Annotated in this window: 23 protein-coding genes and 1 riboswitch; of the genes, 22 read left to right on the top strand and 1 reads right to left on the bottom strand. The window is 52.7% G+C overall.

Annotation, left to right across the window (positions count from 1 at the left end):
* Positions 1-4: 4 nt before the first annotated feature.
* Entirely contained in the window at positions 5-886 is an 882-nt protein-coding gene (locus GQS10_RS11370; protein ID WP_166242140.1) for an NAD-dependent epimerase/dehydratase family protein, read from the bottom strand.
* Between the two features lie 184 nt (positions 887-1,070).
* Between GQS10_RS11370 and GQS10_RS11365 the strand changes: the two genes are divergently transcribed.
* The 22 genes from GQS10_RS11365 (at position 1,071) to GQS10_RS11260 (ending at position 20,222) form a co-directional block, all read left to right on the top strand.
* Entirely contained in the window at positions 1,071-1,745 is a 675-nt protein-coding gene (locus tag GQS10_RS11365) for a PspA/IM30 family protein (RefSeq protein ID WP_166242138.1), read from the top strand.
* Between the two features lie 70 nt (positions 1,746-1,815).
* A complete protein-coding gene (locus tag GQS10_RS11360; RefSeq protein WP_166242136.1) occupies positions 1,816-2,235 on the top strand; it encodes a DUF350 domain-containing protein in 420 nt (139 codons plus the stop codon).
* Between the two features lie 122 nt (positions 2,236-2,357).
* The gene (locus GQS10_RS11355) at positions 2,358-2,870 is read left to right on the top strand and encodes a hypothetical protein (RefSeq protein WP_166242134.1); all 513 of its coding nucleotides are present in this window, start codon (positions 2,358-2,360) and stop codon (positions 2,868-2,870) included.
* A 175-nt stretch (positions 2,871-3,045) separates the two neighbouring features.
* Positions 3,046-4,380, top strand: coding sequence for an MFS transporter (locus GQS10_RS11350; protein WP_166242132.1), 1,335 nt, complete (start codon positions 3,046-3,048; stop codon positions 4,378-4,380).
* 97 nt (positions 4,381-4,477) lie between these two features.
* Entirely contained in the window at positions 4,478-5,401 is a 924-nt protein-coding gene (gene cysK / locus GQS10_RS11345; protein ID WP_166242130.1) for a cysteine synthase A, read from the top strand.
* A 179-nt stretch (positions 5,402-5,580) separates the two neighbouring features.
* Complete coding sequence (locus GQS10_RS11340) at positions 5,581-5,868, top strand: GNAT family N-acetyltransferase (protein WP_166242128.1); 288 nt, start codon at positions 5,581-5,583, stop codon at positions 5,866-5,868.
* An 86-nt stretch (positions 5,869-5,954) separates the two neighbouring features.
* Entirely contained in the window at positions 5,955-6,446 is a 492-nt protein-coding gene (locus GQS10_RS11335) for an Lrp/AsnC ligand binding domain-containing protein (RefSeq protein ID WP_166242126.1), read from the top strand.
* A 23-nt stretch (positions 6,447-6,469) separates the two neighbouring features.
* Positions 6,470-7,663 (top strand): aminotransferase class I/II-fold pyridoxal phosphate-dependent enzyme, encoded by a 1,194-nt coding sequence (locus GQS10_RS11330; RefSeq protein WP_166242124.1) that lies wholly within the window; start codon positions 6,470-6,472, stop codon positions 7,661-7,663.
* A gap of 85 nt (positions 7,664-7,748) precedes the next feature.
* Positions 7,749-7,949, top strand: a complete 201-nt coding sequence (locus tag GQS10_RS23140; protein WP_166242122.1) for a Spo0E family sporulation regulatory protein-aspartic acid phosphatase — start codon at positions 7,749-7,751, stop codon at positions 7,947-7,949.
* A 38-nt stretch (positions 7,950-7,987) separates the two neighbouring features.
* Positions 7,988-8,533: a hypothetical protein gene (locus GQS10_RS11320; protein WP_166242120.1), complete on the top strand. Its 546-nt coding sequence runs from the start codon at positions 7,988-7,990 to the stop codon at positions 8,531-8,533.
* A gap of 68 nt (positions 8,534-8,601) precedes the next feature.
* Positions 8,602-8,795: riboswitch (cobalamin riboswitch) on the top strand.
* 177 nt (positions 8,796-8,972) lie between these two features.
* The gene (locus GQS10_RS11315; protein ID WP_341805052.1) at positions 8,973-9,944 is read left to right on the top strand and encodes an ABC transporter substrate-binding protein; all 972 of its coding nucleotides are present in this window, start codon (positions 8,973-8,975) and stop codon (positions 9,942-9,944) included.
* 10 nt (positions 9,945-9,954) lie between these two features.
* Entirely contained in the window at positions 9,955-10,995 is a 1,041-nt protein-coding gene (locus GQS10_RS11310; protein WP_166242202.1) for an iron chelate uptake ABC transporter family permease subunit, read from the top strand.
* A gap of 14 nt (positions 10,996-11,009) precedes the next feature.
* Positions 11,010-11,801 carry an ABC transporter ATP-binding protein gene (locus GQS10_RS11305; protein ID WP_166242118.1) on the top strand — a complete coding sequence of 264 codons (792 nt, stop codon included), beginning with the start codon at positions 11,010-11,012 and terminating at the stop codon, positions 11,799-11,801.
* A complete protein-coding gene (cobT, locus tag GQS10_RS11300; RefSeq protein ID WP_166242116.1) occupies positions 11,798-12,853 on the top strand; it encodes a nicotinate-nucleotide--dimethylbenzimidazole phosphoribosyltransferase in 1,056 nt (351 codons plus the stop codon). The genes GQS10_RS11305 and cobT overlap by 4 nt, the downstream gene beginning before the upstream one ends.
* Positions 12,854-12,907: 54 nt before the next feature.
* A complete protein-coding gene (cobU, locus tag GQS10_RS11295) occupies positions 12,908-13,486 on the top strand; it encodes a bifunctional adenosylcobinamide kinase/adenosylcobinamide-phosphate guanylyltransferase (protein ID WP_166242200.1) in 579 nt (192 codons plus the stop codon).
* 100 nt (positions 13,487-13,586) lie between these two features.
* Positions 13,587-14,681: an adenosylcobinamide-phosphate synthase CbiB gene (gene cbiB, locus GQS10_RS11290; RefSeq protein WP_166242114.1), complete on the top strand. Its 1,095-nt coding sequence runs from the start codon at positions 13,587-13,589 to the stop codon at positions 14,679-14,681.
* Positions 14,648-15,490: an adenosylcobinamide-GDP ribazoletransferase gene (gene cobS, locus GQS10_RS11285; protein WP_166242112.1), complete on the top strand. Its 843-nt coding sequence runs from the start codon at positions 14,648-14,650 to the stop codon at positions 15,488-15,490. The genes cbiB and cobS overlap by 34 nt, the downstream gene beginning before the upstream one ends.
* Positions 15,491-15,572: 82 nt before the next feature.
* Entirely contained in the window at positions 15,573-16,676 is a 1,104-nt protein-coding gene (gene cobD / locus GQS10_RS11280; RefSeq protein ID WP_166242110.1) for a threonine-phosphate decarboxylase CobD, read from the top strand.
* Complete coding sequence (locus GQS10_RS11275; protein WP_166242108.1) at positions 16,669-18,273, top strand: cobyric acid synthase; 1,605 nt, start codon at positions 16,669-16,671, stop codon at positions 18,271-18,273. The genes cobD and GQS10_RS11275 overlap by 8 nt, the downstream gene beginning before the upstream one ends.
* Positions 18,274-18,313: 40 nt before the next feature.
* On the top strand, positions 18,314-18,916 hold the full coding sequence (locus GQS10_RS11270) for a cob(I)yrinic acid a,c-diamide adenosyltransferase (RefSeq protein ID WP_166242106.1): 603 nt from the start codon (positions 18,314-18,316) through the stop codon (positions 18,914-18,916).
* Positions 18,903-19,862, top strand: a complete 960-nt coding sequence (locus tag GQS10_RS11265) for an RluA family pseudouridine synthase (protein ID WP_166242104.1) — start codon at positions 18,903-18,905, stop codon at positions 19,860-19,862. Before GQS10_RS11270 ends, GQS10_RS11265 begins: the two co-directional genes overlap by 14 nt.
* A 3-nt stretch (positions 19,863-19,865) precedes the next feature.
* On the top strand, positions 19,866-20,222 hold the full coding sequence (locus tag GQS10_RS11260; RefSeq protein WP_166242102.1) for an arsenate reductase family protein: 357 nt from the start codon (positions 19,866-19,868) through the stop codon (positions 20,220-20,222).
* Positions 20,223-20,238 lie beyond the last annotated feature (16 nt).

Raw genomic sequence — 20,238 nt, 5'->3', positions numbered from 1 at the left:
CTGGCTACTTCAAATACTCACGAATCCCCTTCGCGAACGGAACAAGCTGCTCACCATACACATCAGGTGCAGTATTACGGCCGCGCACAATGTTTTCCTCCAGCAGCATCGTCAGTTGATGCCGCGTGATGGGGAAAAACGGGAAACGATCCATTGCATATATAACCGGCTTCATTATTGCAAGCGGAGCATGTACAAGCCTTACCTTTCGATTCAACGCCTCTCCGATTTCCCGAAGCATGGCGTTGTAGGTCAAAGCGTCCGGGCCGCCAAGCTCGTAGCACACATCGCTTGGCCCTCCTTCCGCCGCCTTCACAAAGAGACTGGCGACATTGCGTAAGGAAACCGGCTGAAGGCGGTAGTTTCCGTCTCCGATCACGGGAGTGAGCGGCATTCGAACCAATCCGGCCAGCATATTCACAAACTCGTCCCCCGGACCAAAAATGACGGATGGCCGAAATATGACATAAGGAATGCCGGAGCCTGAAACCATCCGCTCGGCTTCGTATTTGGTGCGGTGATACGCGCTAACCGCTCCTTCCCGTGCTCCAAGCGCGCTCATATGTACAAAGCGGCTAATTCCCGCTTTCTTTGCTGCCGCAGCAAGCTGCTTGGTGCCTTCCAAATGGATGCGCTCAAAGGTTACTCCCGCAGCTGGCTGCTCGCGGATAATTCCGACCAAATGAATGACGGCTTCGCATTTTTCCAAGGCTTGAGTATAGCTTTCTGGTTGTAACAGATCGCCGCATACTTCTGTAATGTTATGGCGTCCTGCCAAGGCCCCCGTTTTTCTTACGAGAGCATAGACGTTATGCCCATTTGCAACAAGTGCCTCCATCATGGCTGAGCCTACGAACCCGGTACCGCCCGTTACAAAAATGTTCATGTCGTCGTACTCCCTCCTGGAATCTCATCACATCGTTCATAGCGTTTTCGTTCATTCACACCGTTAGTATAGTCGAAAATACAAAGCATTTCGCGGCGCAAAGAACATTTTTTTCAATGATCTGAAACCTTCGCCAGACGTCTCCCGTAAGAAGCTGTGAGAAGATAATCGGGAGGAATACCAAATGGGCATTTTCAAACGTTTGCGTGATATGACAATGGCTTCGATTAATGATTTGCTGGATAAAGCAGAAGATCCGATCAAGATGCTTAACCAATACTTGCGTGATATGCAGGACGATATTCAGGATGCAGAAATTGCAGTAGCGAAGCAAATCGCGATTGAGAAGAAATTTAAGCAGCAAAAAGAAGAAGCGGCGGAAATGGTCGATAAGCGCGCGCAGCAGGCAATGACTGCACTTGAGCAGGGCAATGAGGATTTGGCACGCCGTGCACTGCAGGATAAGAAAGAGCATCAAGCTCGCTTAGACGAAATGACCCGCCAATACGACATTGCAAAGGCGAACGCGGATCAGCTTCGTGCACAGCTTCAAGAAATGAAAGATGAATTTACAAAAATGAAAAACAAAAAGGATCTGTTGGTTGCCCGTGCGGAAGCGGCTAAAGCGCAAAAGAGCATCAACCAAGCGATGTCCGGATTCGGTAAAGACAATGCAGCAAAAGGCTTCGATCGCATGAGCGAAAAAGTAATGCAGCTGGAAGCGGAGGCGGAAGCAAGCAAAGAGCTTCGCAGCGAAAGCAAGAGCTTGGACGACGAATTTGCATCTCTTAAAACAAATGACGGAATTGACGATGAGCTGGCCGCATTGAAGGCACAACTTGCCGCGAAGAAACAATAAATGGTTTAATAAAGAGACTGGAGGATAATTCCGACAGTCTCTTTCGGTGTGTAAAGGGGTGAGCGCTGGGATGAATGAAGAGGTGGATATTTTGATTTCGAATCCTTATGTAGAGACGCTGGCTTTCTTTTCGGTGGCAGTGCTCTCGCTGGTTGTGTTTCTTGCTGTCTTCGAATTCGTTACAAAATATAACGACTGGCACGAGATTAAGCGCGGAAACGTGTCGGTAGCTATGGCGGTAGGCGGCAAAATTTTCGGGATATGCAACATATTCCGCTTCGCGATTCAAAATAACGATACGATTTATCAATCCTTGCTTTGGTCCACCTTCGGCTTTATTTTATTGCTGGTTGCCTATTTCATCTTTGAATTTTTAACGCCGGTGTTTAAAATTGACGAGGAGATCCAAAAGGATAACAAAGCGGTCGGCTTGCTGGCCATGATGATTTCCATTTCCATTTCCTATGTCGTAGGGGCAAGTGTTTCTTAAAAAAGGTGGGCGAAAGTGAAATGAAATATTTATGGGGGACGCTGCTGGCCCTAGCAATTATTTTCATGGCGGCAGGCGTTTATTATTTTGTGAATCATGCAATGTAAAAGGGGGCTTTCAGGTTGGAATCGACAATTTGTCAATGGTGCGATACCGAAATCGTGTGGGACGAGGAAATCGGGCCGGAAGAAACCTGTCCTCATTGCTTTAATGAGGTAGGAAATTACCGGACTTTAAAGGTAAATGTAGACAATGACCGCGACGTGGAACGCGAAGAGGAGCCTGAGGATTCGTCTTGGAACTTCGGACCGGTTACATGGAACGAGGATGAGGACGAAGAACTTGCGGCGAAGCGTGCGGAGGATGAAAGATACCGCAAACTGCGCAGCGCAGCCAGGGAATATACCGAGTCGCAGGAAGAGGCGCCGGAGTGCGCGGAATGCCGCGAATTTATGGTACAAGCCGGGGTTCGTACGGTAGAAGGAAATGGGTTTACAGCGACTGTCCCGCCGGGGGTCAGCAAGCCTTTCTTGGAAACGCCGTTTGAGCTTGCAGTGTTTGTATGCCCTTCGTGCTTCCATGTTTCGGAAAAGCTTTCCCCAAAAGACCGTGAAAAGCTATTAAATCGTTTTTAAAGCTAAAAAACGAATGCTGTTTTAAGCCGATCGGATCGCCGATTCGGCTTTTTCCTTTTTTTAGACTGGGGTTTGGACCATTCGCAAGTTGGGTAGCTTAATGTAAAGCAGCAGTACGCGCAGTATTGACACAATTAGAGGTAGCACCAACTAGACCAGTCATAGGGTGAGGCGAATGCAGCAATCGAAACCGAAAAAATGGATTGGCACTCGTTCGGACTCGCAGCGTGCCTTTGTCTCAAGGAGTGTTTCCGAATCGAAACCCACCTCAAAAGCTTCGAGTTCTGCTCGTTCCTCTATCCAGCAGGAAGGAGCATTTGACGCACAAGTGAAGCTGCTTTTGGTGGTTCACGGCATGCTTGCGGCGGCCAACGCCTTGTCGGGAGCTTTTGTCAGCGTTTATTTGTGGAAGCAGACCAATGACTTTTCTCTCGTCGGATGGTTTGCTTTGGCTACTCAGGTAACGAATGCGCTCACGTTTTTTACTGCCGGAAAATGGGCCAAGGAAGGAAACAAAATGAATCTCCTTCGCCTTGGCATTGCGCTTTCGGCCTGCTTTTATTTCATCGTTCTTTATTTGGAAGAGGCGGCGGTACATTATGTATGGCTTCTCGGAGCGGTGCAGGGAATGGCCACCGGGTTGTTCTGGCTGTCGTTTAATGTGGTTTATTTTGAAGTAACGGACCGATTTACCAGAGACCGTTTTAACGGCTGGGCCGGTTTGCTCGGATCAGCATCGTCCATGATTGCGCCCTGGATTTCCGGCATGCTTATTGCCACATTGGGGAGCGAGTCCGGATACCGGCTTATTTTTTCCATTTCATTAGGAATTTTTGTGGTTGGCGTTTGTGTATCGTTCTTTTTGCATCGCAGACCTCCAGATACGGAATATGAATGGTGGTTTGGTTTTCAGAAGCTTCGGGAAAAAGGAAACCTGTGGCGGGTGCTTATTCCTGCTCTTGCAGCCCAAGGCGTACGCGAAGGGGTATTTGGGTTTGTTATCGGCATTTTGGTATTTATCGCGACACAAACTGAGCTTCAGCTCGGTAATTATTCGCTGATTACGTCAGCCGTTGCTTTACTGGCGTTCTGGATTACCGGCAAATTTTTGCGGCCGAAGCACCGCGGCTATTCGATGCTGATCGGCTCCGTGGCGATGACCGCAGTAATTCTGCTGTTTTTCTGGGAGCTAAATTATCTCACTTTAGTTATTTTTGGTATTGTTGTTGCGTTATTTTATCCAATGTATGGAATTCCGCTGACCTCTCAGGTTTTCGATTATATTGGAAAAGATGAAACGAGTGCCCGGCATCGAGTCGAGTATGTGGTACTAAGAGAAATTGGTCTGAATCTCGGACGAATTTTCGGCATCGTCGTTTTTATTGCGGTTGTAAGCTACACGGCGTCACCTTTAGCTTTGAACGGGCTTCTGCTCTTTGTAGGAAGCTTTCCGATTGTTGCATGGCTTTTTATGCGTAAAGCCCTTAAGCGGAGTGCGGAAGGCTCTTAGGGAAATCCAAAATATCAGCAGCTCGGGTTTCTCCACTTTGCTGTTCTTGGTATAATAGGGAACAGTGAATTGAGCAGCTAAGGAGCGTTAGAAGATCATGGCATCGAGAATCGTAAACAATGTAACCGAATTGATCGGAGGAACACCGGCTGTTCGGATTAATCGTTTGCTCGGCCCGGATGCGGCCGAGCTTTATGTTAAGCTGGAGTATTTTAATCCGAGCAAAAGTGTAAAGGATAGAGCCGCTTATAATTTGATCGTACAGGCGGAGCAGGAGGGGCTTCTCGTTCCGGGCTATTCCACGATCATCGAGCCGACGAGCGGCAATACGGGTATCGGTCTGGCGATGAATGCGGCAGCCAAAGGCTACCGAGCGATCTTGATCATGCCGGATAATATGACCAAGGAACGGATCAATATATTAAAAGCTTACGGCGCGGAAGTGGTGCTAACCCCTGCAGCCGAGCGGATGCCGGGAGCAATCCGCAAAGCCGAGGAGCTGCGTGAAACGATTCCTGGAGCGTTTATCCCGCAGCAGTTTGAGAACCGCGCGAATCCGGATATTCACCGCACGACGACAGCGCTCGAAATTATTGAGCAAATGGATGGGCGGCTCGACGCCTTTGTTGCAACGGCGGGAACCGGCGGGACGATTACCGGAACCGGTGAGGTATTGAAAGAAAAGCTTCCGGGACTGGAGGTACTCGTCGTGGAACCGCAGGGTTCGCCAGTGCTGTCAGGCGGCCAGCCGGGACCTCATAAGCTGGTGGGGACGAGCCCGGGCTTTGTACCGTCGATTTTAAATACAGAGGTTTATGATCAGATCGTACAAGTGTCGGACGACGACGCGCTGCAAACGACGAGAGACCTTGCTAGACTTGAGGGGATACTCGTCGGTCCGTCGGCTGGAGCCTCGGTGTGGGCAGGAATGCAGGCGGCTAAGCGGCTTGGAGCAGGGAAAAGAGTGTTATGCATCGCGCCGGACACCGGTGAGCGTTATTTGAGTATGGATATTTTTTAATAATAGGACAAGGTATCAATATGAGCTTGCTGGCATAGCGTAGATCTTGGAGCGGAAAAATGCGCCCGAGTGATACGCTATTTTTTTGTTATGAAATGAACCCAATGAAGGGGTTGCATAAAAATTCACGTTAGTGTATATTTATTACTAAGAAGACGGATTGTAAGGGAGAGATACAGGTGAAGATCGCATTTGATTGTCAGGCTCCTGTACGCGAACAGCTGGATGCTTTATTGACGAACAGCGGCATTGAAGCGGAAATGGCAAAGCCCGGTACAGCCCCAAAACATATAGAATGTGTAATATCTGCGTACGATCAGGGAAGATTAGTTGGAGTAGGGAGCCTGCTGGACGATGGTTCGATAGAAATCGTCGTAGCACGCGAATATCGTCACCGGGCGATCAGCGAGCCGCTGGGGAAGCTGCTGACGGCCCGCAGCAAAGCGGCAGTTAAAGTAACGTCATAAAATCAGCGTGAAGCTCCGGCTGGGGCTTCTTTTTGTTTGCATTTCGTTGTAATATGGGTAGATAACTGTGTAGGAGGTTTGATTTCGTGGACGGGTTAAAGCTGAAAATTCTAGAGCTGCTGAAAGAAGACTCTCGCCGGAGCGCCGGTCTCATCGCAACGATGCTGGGTGAAACGGAGGAGGCGGTACAGGCGGCCATTAGGCAGCTGGAGGACGACAAAACGATCGTGAAGTATGCGACAGTCGTGAACTGGAGCAAGGTCGACGACGAGAAGGTTACGGCCCTGATCGAAGTTCAAATGACTCCTGAACGCGGCCGCGGCTTCGATGCGCTGGCTGAGCGGATTTATTTGTATCCCGAGGTCCGCAGTCTGTACTTAATGAGCGGAGCATATGATCTGCTGGTAGAGATTGAAGGGAAGAACTTAAAGCAGGTCGCTTCTTTCGTTTCAAGCAAATTATCGACCTTGGAAGGCGTACTTTCGACCAAAACCTATTTTATTTTGAAAAAATATAAGCAGGACGGCTTCGTTTTTGAGGATCATGAAGGCGATCACCGTATGCTCGTTTCACCCTAAACCCCTGCAAAGGATGAGGAATAATGGGAACACAAAACCAAAGTGTGAAGCCCCGTGAGATGAAGGATTATTTGGCGCCGAGAGTCCGGGATATTCCTCCATCGGGCATTCGGCGGTTTTTCGATTTGGTAAGCGGCAGCAAGGATATTATTTCCCTTGGTGTCGGCGAACCGGATTTTGTTACTCCATGGAGAATTCGCGAGGCAAGCGTGTACGCGCTGGAGCAAGGAAGAACAACGTATACGCCGAATGCGGGTCTGCTGGAGCTGCGGGAAGAAATTGCGTCTTATTTGCATAACAGCTTTGAGCTAAACTATGAGCCGAAAAATCAGATTATCGTCACGGTCGGCGGAAGTGAAGCGATTGATCTTGCTTTGCGGGCGCTGATTGAGCCGGGGGATGAGATTTTGATTCCCGAGCCTTGCTACATTTCGTATTCGCCGATTGCCACGATTGGCGGCGGGGTCCCGGTAGGAATCGAAACCTTTGCCAAAGATAAGTTTAAGCTGCGTGCGGATGCGCTGGAGCGGGCGATCACACCGAAATCCAAGGTGCTGATTTTATGCTATCCAAGCAACCCGACAGGCGGCATCATGACGAAGGAAGACTGGGAGCCGATCGCAAAGCTGGTGGAGAAGCATGATCTCATCGTCATTTCCGATGAAATTTATGCGGAGCTTTCGTACTCTGGCAAGCATGTATCCTTTGCTGCAATGCCGGGTATGGCGGACCGGACTATTCTGGTCAGCGGTTTCTCCAAAGCGTTCGCGATGACAGGCTGGCGGATGGGCTACATGTGCGGGCATCCGGATTTGATTGCCGCAATGCTCAAAATTCACCAGTATACGGTAATGTGCGCGCCTGTCATGGGTCAGGTGGCGGCGATCGAGGCGCTCCGCAACGGGATGGAGGAGAAGGACCGAATGGTCGAATCCTATAATCAGCGCCGTCGTCTCGTTGTGCAGGGCTTCCGGGACATCGGGCTTGCCTGTCATGAGCCGGAAGGAGCCTTTTACGCCTTTCCTTCGATCGAGAACACGGGCCTGAGCAGCGAGGAATTTGCCAGCCGGCTGCTGCTGGAAGGCAAGGTTGCCGTCGTTCCCGGACACGTTTTCGGGCTTGGCGGGGAAGGATTTGTCCGCTGCTCCTATGCAACCTCGGTCGAACAGCTGACGCAAGCGCTTGAGCGCATCCAAAATTTTCTTAAAACAGTTTAAATGGTTTTACAGCAAAAAAAGAATCCGTTATAATAATAAGTATTAAGCGGGTTAAGTTCCGCAATACACCTAAGGAGGGGATCCAGTGACGCAAAGCTTTCAAACGAGGTCGTTCATGGTCAAGCCGGGCAAATATTCTCGGCAAAGTTTAGCTGATGAAATTTACGCAATGCGACTTGCACTCGAACAATTTTCGCTGAAAGAACGGTCGCTATCCTCCGAGGCAGTCGTGGAATTAAGCGGGAAGCTGGATCGAAAGATTAACGAATATATGAAACTTGGGTAGAGCTGGCAACAGCTCTATTTTTCTGGGAGGAAATGATGGTGACCGAATCTAGAATGAAGCGGTTTACGGCGGTTTGGGCGGTGTGGCTTGCGGCGCTCCTGCTGCTTTCCGCTTGCGGCGGGCCGAAGGCGGACGTTTCGATTTTTTTAATGCCTGAAAACGGCGTGTCGATTGAAGCTGCGGAAAAGCTAAAAACGGCGCTTCACGAAATTGTCGGAGAATCGCCAACAGTTGAGCTGCGCACCACACCGGTGTTTGCACCGGAGAAGCTGGCTGTCGAGATTGCTTCCGCCGAAAATGGGATTATTATCGTAGGACGTGAAATTTTTGATGCATTTGCGAAGCAGGGAGGGTATGTGCTGCTTGAGGATATCGCCAATCCTGCGGACTATCCATCTGGAGTCGTAGAGGTTCCGGACCGTAACGATCAACTGGTTAAAGGCTTGTTCGGCATTCCGATGAACGGCTCCGTTTGGTTTAACCGGCTCAACTATAAAGGGCCTGAATTGTACGCGTTTATCCCGCAGAACGCACCGGATATCGAAAAGGCGAAGCAGGTGCTGAAGCGGCTCATGGAAAAGTAATGTCCCGGGGGATTGTCATCCCCGGGATTATTTTCTATAATCGACTCAGGTAAAGTACGGACAACCGAATGAAACCCAGCCCCACAGGTCCGCCGCGCAATACATGCCGACGGTTAATAGGGAAGTCGGTGCAAATCCGACGCGGTCCCGCCACTGTAAGCAGGGATGACGTCCCCATGATGTCACTGGCAGCTACGCCGGGAAGACGGGGCTATGTCTACCACCTGCAAGTCAGGAGACCTGCCTGAGGGGAAGCTTTGGAATCCTTCGAGGAAAAGGAGCCAGCTTTAGGGAATGGGAGCGCGTTTCATTATTTCATGATGTGAATCGTCTACATCTCCGACGGCTATGGCCCCTCTGTCTCGCGGCAGAGGGTTTTTCATGTTGCTGCCCGTCTTTGTCTATACATACAGCAGGAGTGTGGTTGAAATTGAAAAGCGTGAAGTTATGGTTATGGCTGGTGCTAGTCGCTGTAACCGTCGCCGGCTGCGGCGGTGCGAACAGCGGAGAGGTTACGGAAGCTCCGAAAGCGGTAGGCAGTGGAGCGGAAGCGGGCAAGGGCGCTGCCGATGCTTCTGCAGCGAATCAGAAAACCGTATATCCGCTGAAGGTGAAGGATGCTTCCGGCATCGAATTTACGTTTACGAAAGCGCCGGAGCGAATTGTTTCGCTGTCTCCAAGTGAAACGGAGGTATTGTTTGCACTTGGCCTTGGCGACCGAGTTGTCGGTGTGACGAAGTACTGCGATTATCCGGAAGAGGCAAAAGCAAAACCAAAGATCGGCTCGCTGCAGGGCGATGCGGAAGCGATCTTGTCGGCTAAGCCTGACCTTGTCGTTGGCGGCTTGTCCATTAATAAAAAGACGGTTGAGAGCTTGCGCGGGCTCGGCTTAACGGTTTTTACCGTGGATCCGAGAAATCTGGAACAGGTGTACGAACGTATTGAGCTGATTGGGCAAATCACCGATACGGCCGAGCAGGCGGAGAAGGTCATTGCCGATATGAAAGCGGAGGCGAAGCAGGTTGCTGATGCAGTGAGCGGCTTGAAGCCGGAGCAGAAGAAAAAGGTGTATGTTGAATTTTCCCCTGGCTGGACGGTGGGCAGCGGTGAGTTCATGCATGAGCTGCTCGTGCTTGCAGGTGGCATTAATGTTGCCGCGGATCAACAGGGCTGGGTCAAAATTAGTGAAGAAGCGGTCATTCAGAGCAATCCTGACGTCATTATTTATTCCAAGGGCGTAGAAAACCTGGAGTCGACGATCAAGGGAAGAAGCGGCTGGGACAAGATCGCGGCAATCACCGGCGGGCAGATGGTTGGTGTAGATGACAACCTGCTGTCTAGGCCGGGTCCGCGAGTGACCAAGGGCCTTCTTGCAATTGCCAAGGGTATCTATCCCGATTTGGTAAAGTAAGGACGTCATGATTAAGCTTCGATTGTGGCTTTGGGGAGGAGCAGGAATCTGCCTCCTCCTTCTGTCTATTGTCGTCACAGTGTCCATGGGAACGGCGTCGCTGCCGCTGCGGGAGGTATGGCGGATTTTGCTACATTCGGTTCCGGGCGTCGACGGCTGGATGATCCGTGACTGGGCGGATACCTCGGAACAAATCGTGATGAAGGTGCGTTTTCCCAGAGTGGTATTGGCTGTGCTTGTTGGGGCTGCGCTATCTCTTGCCGGAGCAGGCTTTCAAGGCGTACTGCGGAATCCGCTGGCGGACCCCTTCACACTTGGAGTAGCTTCCGGTGCATCGGTCGGTGCGGCAGCACTTATTTTATTCGGGATGCAGTACGCGCTGTTCGGTCAATGGACGATTCCAGCGGTCGCCTTCGTGACCGGGATGCTTAGCTTAATGGCGGTATTTCGTCTGGCCGGGGTACAGGGGAAGATTCGTACAGAAACCTTGATTCTATCCGGAGTCGTGATGCAGGCGTTTCTAGGGGCGTTCGTTTCCTTTATGGTTTCGTTATCCGACAGCGTCATCAACGAAATTTTGTTCTGGCTTATGGGAAGCATGGCGATGCGCGGCTGGGGCTTCTCGGCGGTGCTCGCGCCTTATACGGCAATCGGTCTTATTTTCTTGCTAGGGTATGGAAGGGCGCTTAATTTGTTTGAACTGGGAGAGAGGCAGGCTGCGCATCTTGGTGTTTATGTGCAGCGCACACGGTGGCTGGTGCTGGCGGTCAGCACGCTGTTAACGGCGGCGGCCGTTTCCGTTGCCGGTGTGGTTGGCTTTGTCGGTCTCATTGTCCCTCATTTGGTACGGATGATGGTTGGACCTGATTATCGGCTGATTTTGCCGCTATCTGCGTTATATGGTGGCAGCTATATGCTTTGGGCCGATACGGCTGCCCGAATGCTGATGAGTCCTCAGGAGATCCCGCTTGGCATCATTACTGCTTTTTTAGGAGCACCTTTCTTTGCCTTCTTGCTGACAAAGCAGAAAAAAATGGGCGCGGCGGCGTAGGAAGGAGGCAGAGCATGGAATTTGCGGCGCGAATAGACGGGGTGAGCAAGCGTTACGGCGGAGCGGCGGTACTGCAGCACATATCCTTTGAGGTGAAGCAGGGGGAGCTGCTCGGGATTATTGGACCGAACGGCAGCGGAAAATCGACGCTGCTGAAAGTGCTCTCGGGGGTAGATCAACCGGATGCCGGCGGCGTTGAGGTTGGGGGGAGGCCGGTAGCGGCTTACTCCCGTAAAGAGCTGGCGCGTTATATGTCCGTGCTGCAGCAGGAGCCGCTCCCTCTGAGTGCTTTTACGGTTAACGAAGTGGTCGAAATGGGACGGTATCCGTTTCAAAATTGGCTTGGAGAGGATACGCCGTCAGGCGCACACGTAGTTGAGCAGCTGCTGGAAAGGCTGGGGCTTGTTGTGCATGCGGATAAGAGGCTCAGTCAGCTAAGCGGCGGAGAGCGCCAACGGGTGGCGTTAGCGAAATCGCTGGCGCAGGAGCCGAAGCTGCTGCTGCTGGATGAGCCGACCACTTTTTTAGATATAGGATATCAGGTGCAGATGATGGATTTTGTATCGGAATGGCAGCACGAACGCGGATTAACGGTGGTAGCGGTGCTGCATGAGCTGAATATCGCCGCGCAGTATTGCGACCGGCTGATTATGATGAACCGGGGGGAAATTGCCGCAGCAGGGAAGCCGGACGAGGTGCTTGGAGAGGAACGGATCGAGGAAGTATACGGAACCAGGCCGATTGTCCTGCAGCATCCTGTCACAGGCAAGCCGCAGGTTTTATTACAAGGAGGAAAACGCGAATGAACCGATTGGATATGCTAATTGGCGGGCTTCAGCCCTTAGATCGGGAGGCGATGGCTTCCGCAATGCAGCAGCTTGACCGGCTGACGAAGCCGCCGGGCAGCCTCGGAAGGCTGGAGGAGCTGGCGATACAGCTCGCCGGAATTACAGGAGAGCTTCAGCCTGATCTTAGCCGCAAGGCGGTTGTTGTGATGGCGGGCGACCATGGGGTATGTGCAGAAGGCGTCAGCGCTTTTCCGCAGGAGGTAACGCCTCAGATGGTCCTCAATTTTTTAAACGGCGGTGCGGGCGTCAATGTGTTGGCCCGGCATACCGGGGCGGATGTGCTGTGCGTCGACGTCGGGGTGCTTGCGGATGTGGATCACCCGGAGCTTATTGTGCGTAAGGTGCGAAACGGTACCCGGAACATGGCGGTAGAGCCGGCGATGACGGAAAAAGAAACGGAGCAGGCGCTGTTGGTCGGGGTGGATCTGGCCAACCAGCTGAAAGATGAAGGGTACAGGCTTATTGCAACGGGTGAAATGGGTATCGGAAATACAACACCTAGTGCGGCGATGCTGTCTGTCTTCGCCAACCTGCCGCCCGAGGAGTGTGTCGGCCGGGGGACGGGGCTGAATGATGAGGCGGTGCGAAGAAAGGCGGAGGTTGTGCGCAGGGCCATTGAGATCAATCGCCCTCAGGCCGATCAACCGCTCGATGTGCTGGCAAAGGTCGGCGGTCTGGAAATTGCCGCTTTAACGGGCTTGATCTTAGGAGCGGCGGCCAATCGGATTCCGGTCGTCATCGACGGCTTCATCTCTTCGGCGGCGGCTCTGGCCGCGGTGCGTCTGTCCCATGGCGAAGTGACGAATTATTTGATCCCGTCGCATTTATCCGGGGAGCGCGGGCATACGCTTCAGCTGCAGCAGCTGCGGCTGAAGCCGATGCTGCAGCTTGATATGAGGCTTGGCGAAGGAACGGGAGCGGTGATGTGCTTTCCGATAATTGAAGCGGCGCTGAAGCTGATGAACGAGATGGCGACGTTTGACAGCGCCGGCGTTTCGAGTGGAAAATAAGAGCAACGCAGAGGACGAGGGCAAGCTCCGTCCATTCAGGAGGCACGGGTGAGTATGGTCGTATTGGTTACCGGCGGGGCACGGAGCGGGAAAAGCTCTTTCGCAGAGAAGTATGCAGCAAAGCTCGGATCGGAAGGGATTTATGTTGCTACAGCACAAGCATACGATGAGGAAATGCAGCATCGTATCGCGCTTCATGCAAAGCGGCGGAACGAGGCGGGGTTCCCTTGGCTGACGGTAGAAAAACCGTTTGAGCTAGCGGAGCTGCTGCAGCAAATTAATAAGGAGTCGAATCTGTTTCGCTTTGAAAAGCGTGTGATTCTCGTGGACTGCATGACATTGTGGCTGTCCAATTGGCTGCTGCGCTTTGAACACGAGGAGCAATGTGAAGAAGCGGTTATGCAGAAGATTGAGCGGATGTGCGAAGTGCTTCGCGATTATCAAGGGCCGGTCGTGCTGGTGACCAATGAGGTTGGTTATGGAATCGTGCCGGAATATAAGCTCGGAAGACGGTTTCGGGATTTGAGCGGCTGGATGAATCAAAGGCTGGCTTCGATCAGCAAGGAAGTGTTTCTGGTTACTGCGGGGATTCCGATTGAGCTGAAGAAGCAGGCGTACCGGTTTGAAGGATAGCGGTTTACGGATACAGGCAGGAGACGGGATGGAATGGCGTGGAGTGGTGAACGCACCCTGCTTACCGCTATTGTATACATACATAGGAGGAGAAGGCGCGATGCTCGGTTTGGGATATACCGTTGTGCAGGCGCTTTGGATGGCGGCTGCCGCCGTAGTGCTGGACCGGATGATCGGCGATCCGCGCTGGCTGCCGCATCCGGTGATTTGGATCGGTCGCTTGATTTCTTGGCTGGAGAAGCAGCTGAGAAGGGAGACAGTTCACACCGCCGAGGCGGGTGTAGTGTCGCGCAGCGGAGAAGCTGCTGCTGCTGAGCAGTTTGATCCTCGCTCGGATGACGAGGGGAAGTCAGCTTCGGACGAAGCGGGTTTCATGCTGCGCATTCGCGGCATAGCGTTAACGGCGATCACCGTTATGCTGGCTTTTGCTGTCACCTGGCTGCTTGTATATATTGCGCAGCGCGTTCATCCGTGGCTTGGCTTCGCCGTAAACATATGGTTTATCGCATCTACTTTAGCGGTTAAGGGTCTATCCGATGCGGCGATGCAGGTTTATCGGCCCCTAGTAGGCGGGGATTTGCCGGAGGCGCGCACGCAGGTCGGTTATATTGTCGGACGCGATACAGACCGGCTGGACGAAGCGGAAACGTCTCGGGCGGCCATCGAAACGGTGGCCGAAAATATCGTTGACGCTTTCGTTTCGCCGCTGCTTTACGCGGTGCTCGGGGGCGCTCCGCTCGCCATGCTTTATCGGGCGGCGAATACTTTGGACTCTATGGTTGGCTATAAGAACGCCAAATATTTGCATTTCGGCTGGGCATCGGCCCGTTGGGACGATGTGATGAATTATGTGCCGGCAAGGCTGACCGGGTGCCTGATGGTTGCCGTATGCTGGGCGCTGCCCGGCTATGAAGCAGGCGCAGGGCTGAAGGCATGGCGCAGCTTTGCGGGGCTTCATCCGAGCCCGAACAGCGGCATTCCGGAATCGGTGGCTGCCGGGGCTCTCGGCATCCAGCTCGGAGGCCGCAACGTTTACAGCGGACTCGTCAGCGAACGCGCGAGGATGGGCTGGGAGCGGCAGCCGATTCGTGCAGAGCACATTGTGCGCACGGTTCGGTTATTACACGGCGTCAGTGTGCTGGCGGCAGGAGGTCTTGTATTATGCGCAATAGCAGCCGTTTATTCGATTGGATAGGCGCAGCGGCCGCTGCATTTCAGTGGCTGACCCGATTTCCGGTCCCGCTGCAGGTGCCTTTTAGCAGTGACTTGTGCCGGCGAAGCGTCATTTTTTATCCGTTGGTAGGCGGCGCTGTTGGGCTATTTGTAGCGATAAGCTGTGCCGCTGCGGCATGGCTGCTGCCGGATGCTCCGGCAGGGGTCGTTGTCGCACTGCTGTGGGCTGCAATTACCGGGGCGCTTCATCTGGACGGTTTAATGGATACCGCGGACGGCCTGTTAAGCGGCCGCAGCAGAGAGCGGATGCTGGAAATTATGAAGGACAGCCGGGTCGGAGCGATGGGGGTTGTAGTAGCGGTCGCTGTACTGCTGCTTAAGGCATCCCTGCTTGTGGCACTGGCGGAGCAGTGGCGCAATGGTCATGCATTGTCTATCGCAGCCGCACTGTGCGCGATTCCGGTATGGAGCCGCTGGTTTATGGTGTGGGCGATCGCGTATTGGCCTTATGCGAGAGAAGGAGAAGGCATGGGCCGGTACTTTAGCGGCGTTGGGCGGCTCGAAGTATTGTTGTCGACCTTCACCGCCGTTATCGTAAGCGCAGGAATTGGATTTTGGGCGGCCGGAATTGGCGGATGGGGAGCAGCTCAAGGCATATGGCTGTTTTTAAGCGCCTTCTTTTTGCTGTCGATTACGATCGGTTTTTTACTAGGCTCTATGATTGCAAGAAAGCTCGGAGGCTTAACGGGAGACACCTACGGCGCGCTGAATGAGCTGCTCGAGACGGTGCTTCTGCTGATCTTTGTGATGGTGTTACATCAAGCGGCATAATTTTATTACATAAATATTTAAAGATTTTAAATGTAAGATAGCGATTCATCTACATCTATTTATGCGGAAAGGAAGTGGGGGCATGCTGGAAAAGTTCGGCCACGGGGGCGACCTGCGGACGGCGGTTGAAATGTTCGGCGGCACAGAGGATTCCTTTCTTGATTATAGCTCAAATATGAATCCGCTCGGACCCCCTGATATACTGAAGGAAATAGTTGCGGAGCGGTGGAAGGAAATCGACCGTTATCCAGATCCGGAGGCCCGCAAGCTGCGGCAGGCCATTTCCGAAGCCTACGGTGTTCCTTTGGATTGTATATTGGCAGGTAACGGGGCGGCGGAATTGATCGATATTACCGTTAGACTGCTGCAGCCCGTAACAGCAGCGGTCGCACGGCCGTCTTTTTTGGAATACGAGCAGGCAGCGCTTAAAGCCGGAGCAATCATTTATGACCTAAATCTTAAAGAGCATGAACAATTTGATTTTACTATAGAGCATCTACAGACGGCGGAACGCCATGCCGATGCGCTTCTGATCGGACATCCGAATAATCCGACCGGAAAAAAGCTATCGCAGAGTATTGTTCGAGCGATTCCTGCTTTAGAAAAGCCGGTGATGGTGGATGAGGCCTTCCTTGATTTTTCTGAATCCGAGCACGAAGAAACACTGCTGCGGGAAGCAGTATGTAATCCGAATATTTTCGTCATTCGCTCGATGACAAAATTTTATTCGATCCCGGGCCTGCGCCTTGGATTTATGGTTGCCCACCCGGAACGGATCAAAAAGCTGAAGGAGCTGCAGCCTCCGTGGAGTGTAAGCGCCCCGGCGCAGTGGGCGGGGGAAGCGCTGCTTGGCGCGGAGCAGTTCCGTAAAGACACCTTTGCATGGCTTCGCTCAGAAAGAGCGCATCTGACTGATCGACTGCGGGAGCTTGGACTTATCGTCTATGACAGCGACGCTAATTATTTGCTGTTTGCTATCGCCGAGTCGGAGCCGTTCCGGATGCCGGAGCTGCAGAGGGAAATGGGACGGCGCGGTGTGCTGCTGCGGGACGCTTCCACATTTAACGGTCTGAATGCTCGATATGGCCGAACCGCGATTAAAAGCAGAGAATCCAACGGAAGGATGCTCTCATGTTTATCCGATGCTCTACATGTTTTGCGAAACGGAGGAAAGAGCCATGAGTGAGCAGCGTACGGATTCGGAAACGTATCAAGGGCAAAATGCTGTTACGGCGTCAAAGAGAGCGCCTGTACTCATGCTGCAGGGTACCGCGTCCGACGTGGGAAAAAGCTTGCTGACTGCAGCGCTTTGCCGTTTTTTTGCAAATGAAGGACTGCGGGTCGCCCCTTTTAAATCGCAAAATATGTCGTTGAATTCCTACGTGACGCCAGATGGCAAAGAAATCGGCAGGGCGCAGGGGATGCAGGCGGATGCCTGCCGGACAGCGGCTACGACTGACATGAATCCGATTTTGCTGAAGCCGAAAAAGGATATGATTTCGCAGGTTGTGGTCCACGGCAAGCCGTATAAAGACCTTGACGCTCGCACTTATCGTGAAAAGTATTTGCCCGAAGCGGAGCAGGTGGTTAAGGAAGCACTGGAGCGGCTACGGGAATCGTATGATCTCGTATTGATCGAAGGAGCAGGCAGTCCCGCCGAAATTAATTTGAAGGATCGGGATATTGTGAATATGAGGCTGGCCGGTTGGGCGGATGCTCCGGTGATGCTGGTATCGGATATCGACCGCGGGGGCGTATTTGCTTCCATCGTCGGTACACTGGAAATACTGACACCGGAAGAGCGGGATCGGGTGAAGGGATTTATTATTAATAAATTCCGGGGCGACGTTTCGCTGCTGCAGCCTGGGATCGAGTGGCTGGAGCAAAAAACGGGTAAGCCGGTATTGGGTGTCATTCCATACTTGCCCGGACTCGCTCTTGAGGATGAGGATTCCGCATCGCTTGATCAAAAGCTGGAGCAGGCCCCTCCGCTGCGGGAGGGGCAGTTAGACATTGCGGTTGTACGCCTGCCCCGCATTTCTAATTTCACTGATTTTGACGCGCTTGCGGATGAAGCGGACGTGCGCCTTCGCTATGTCTCCTCGGCGAAAGACTGGGGGGCGCCGGACGCCGTCCTATTACCCGGAAGCAAAAATACGGTTGATGACCTGTTATATATCCGGGAAGCAGGTTTGGAGCCGCTGTTGAAGGAGCATGCAGCGCGCGGCGGTGCGCTTGTCGGGATCTGCGCAGGATATCAGATGCTGGGCCAGGAGCTGCATGATCCGGAGCATCTGGAATCGGATCGGACGCATACTGAGGGGCTCGGATTTTTTCCAACGGTTACCACATTCACACCGGATAAGCGAACGGTGCGCGTTTGCGGCACAACGCTCTCAAGCTGGGGTGAAGGGATGGATCTTCCCGTCTCCGGCTATGAGATCCATATGGGCCGGACGCAATTTACGGCTCCGGTCCGCCGCTTGTTTCAAATTGCCCCAGAGTTCCCCGAGAACAATGATGCGCCTCCAGATCCTGTAGAGGAAGGCGCAGTAACGGCGGAAGGCAATGTGTGGGGAACGTATATCCACGGAATATTGGATAATGATGCGCTGCGGCGCGAGTGGCTCAACCGGGTTCGGATCAAAAAGGGCTGGCGTAAAGAGGAATCAGCGGAAGGCCTTGGGTACCGCGCAAAACGGGAGCAGCAGTTTGACCGGTTGGCAGAGCATGTTGCTAAGTATTTGGATATGGATAAGGTTCGAAAGCTGATTCATACATAATTCCAATCTCTGATAGAAACCATGTATAGGAGGATTTCGTATGAGAATCTATACTCGCACCGGGGACGCCGGCCAAACGGGAGTGATCGGCGGAAGAGTCAGCAAGGATGACTGCAGGGTGGAGGCATACGGCACCGTTGATGAACTCAATTGCTTCGTCGGTCAAGCGGTCAGTCTGATTACGGAATCGGGCTCGGATCGATTTGATGATTTGGCCGAGGATTTAACTCGGATCCAGCAGGAGCTGTTTGACTGCGGCGCGGATCTTGCGATCCTGAAGCCGGAGCTGCGGCCCTTCCGATTGAAGGCGGAGGCGGTCGACGCGCTGGAACAAATGATTGACAAGTACGATGCGGAGATGCCGGATATTACGCGCTTCATTTTGCCAGGCGGAACGCTTCTCGCTTCCACTCTTCATGTGTGCCGCACCGTATGCCGCAGAGCGGAGCGCAGAGTGGTGACGCTGGCCGCGAAGGATGTCATTAATGATGACGCTCGAAAATATTTAAACCGGCTGTCCGATCTGTTCTTTACCGTCGCCCGCTTGGCGAACCACCGCGCAGGGGTGAGCGGCATTGAGTATGAGCGCAGCGCCGAGGTATTCCGGAGATCGCGAAACAAGGAGAACAATGAACGAAGCTAACGGGTATTACGATCCTATTACATATCAAGTAACGCAGCAGGAAGAGGGATGGACGGTCAAAGCGGTATTAGACCGCAAGCTGAAGCTGTCGAAACGGATGCGGGTCCGTCTTAAGACGGTGGAAAATGGAATTACACTCAATGGAGAAGCGTGCTATTTAAGCAAACCTGTGCGTGCCGGTGATGTTGTGGCGATCCGAATGGAGCAGGAAACGTCGGACGACATTTTGCCGCAGGATATTCCGCTGCATATTTTGTACGAGGATGAGCAGCTGCTCGTGGTCAGCAAGCCGGCCGGCTTAATCGTTCATCCGACGAGCGGACATTATCTGAACACCTTGGCGAACGGCGTCGTGTATTATTGGCAGGCCAAAGGCGAAAAATACCGTTTCCGCCCGATCCACCGGCTGGATCAGGATACCTCAGGCGTGCTGGCCATTGCGAAAAATGCTTATGCCCATCAGATGGTCTCCGAGCAGCTGAAAAAAGGGACCGTGGATAAGCTGTATCACGCGATTGTATTTGGTTGTCCCGATCCTGCAGAGGGGACCGTTAATGCCCCGATTGATCGAAATCCTGAGAATCCGCATGAGCGGATTGTGATTGAATGCGGGGCGCACGCGATTACCCATTATTCGACGGAGAGGGTATTTATCGACGCCGCACTGGTTAAGGTGAGGCTGGAAACCGGGCGAACGCATCAAATCCGGGTGCATATGAAATATATCGGCCATTCCATCATTGGCGACCAATTTTATGGCATTGCAAGGCCAAACGAAAGCAGGGAGGAGCGGCATCAATGGATCGGCCGCCAGGCGCTGCATGCGTCGCTGCTTGCCTTTGACCATCCGATCAGCGGAGAGCGGTTAGTGCTCGAGGCGCCGCTGCCGCAGGATATGTCTGAATTAATTACGAGGCTGGAACAGCTGGATGAAACGGAGCGATAAACGATGAACCTGACTATTTATCAATATCCAAAGTGCAGCACCTGCCGCAATGCAGTCAAGTGGCTGGAAGCACAAGGGCATACGTTAAATAAAATTGATATTACGCTGAACCCTCCGTCCAAGGAAGAGCTGAAGCAAATGACAGCGCAATCGGGTTTAGAGCTGAAGAAATGGTTTAATGTATCGGGCGAGGTTTACAAGGAAATGCAGCTCAAGGATAAGCTTCCTGCAATGTCTGAGGAGGAGCAGCACGCGCTGCTTGCGTCGAATGGCAAGCTCATTAAGCGACCGATAGTGACTGACGGCAAGCAGGTAACCGTAGGGTTTAAAGAGGAGCAGTTCGAGCAAACTTGGAAATAAAAGGTGTTTAGAAAAG

Origin of the sequence: Paenibacillus turpanensis, from assembly GCF_011421635.1 — a bacterium.
Taxonomy (GTDB): Bacteria; Bacillota; Bacilli; order Paenibacillales; family YIM-B00363; genus Paenibacillus_AK; species Paenibacillus_AK turpanensis.
This window is presented reverse-complemented; position numbering and strand designations above follow the sequence as displayed.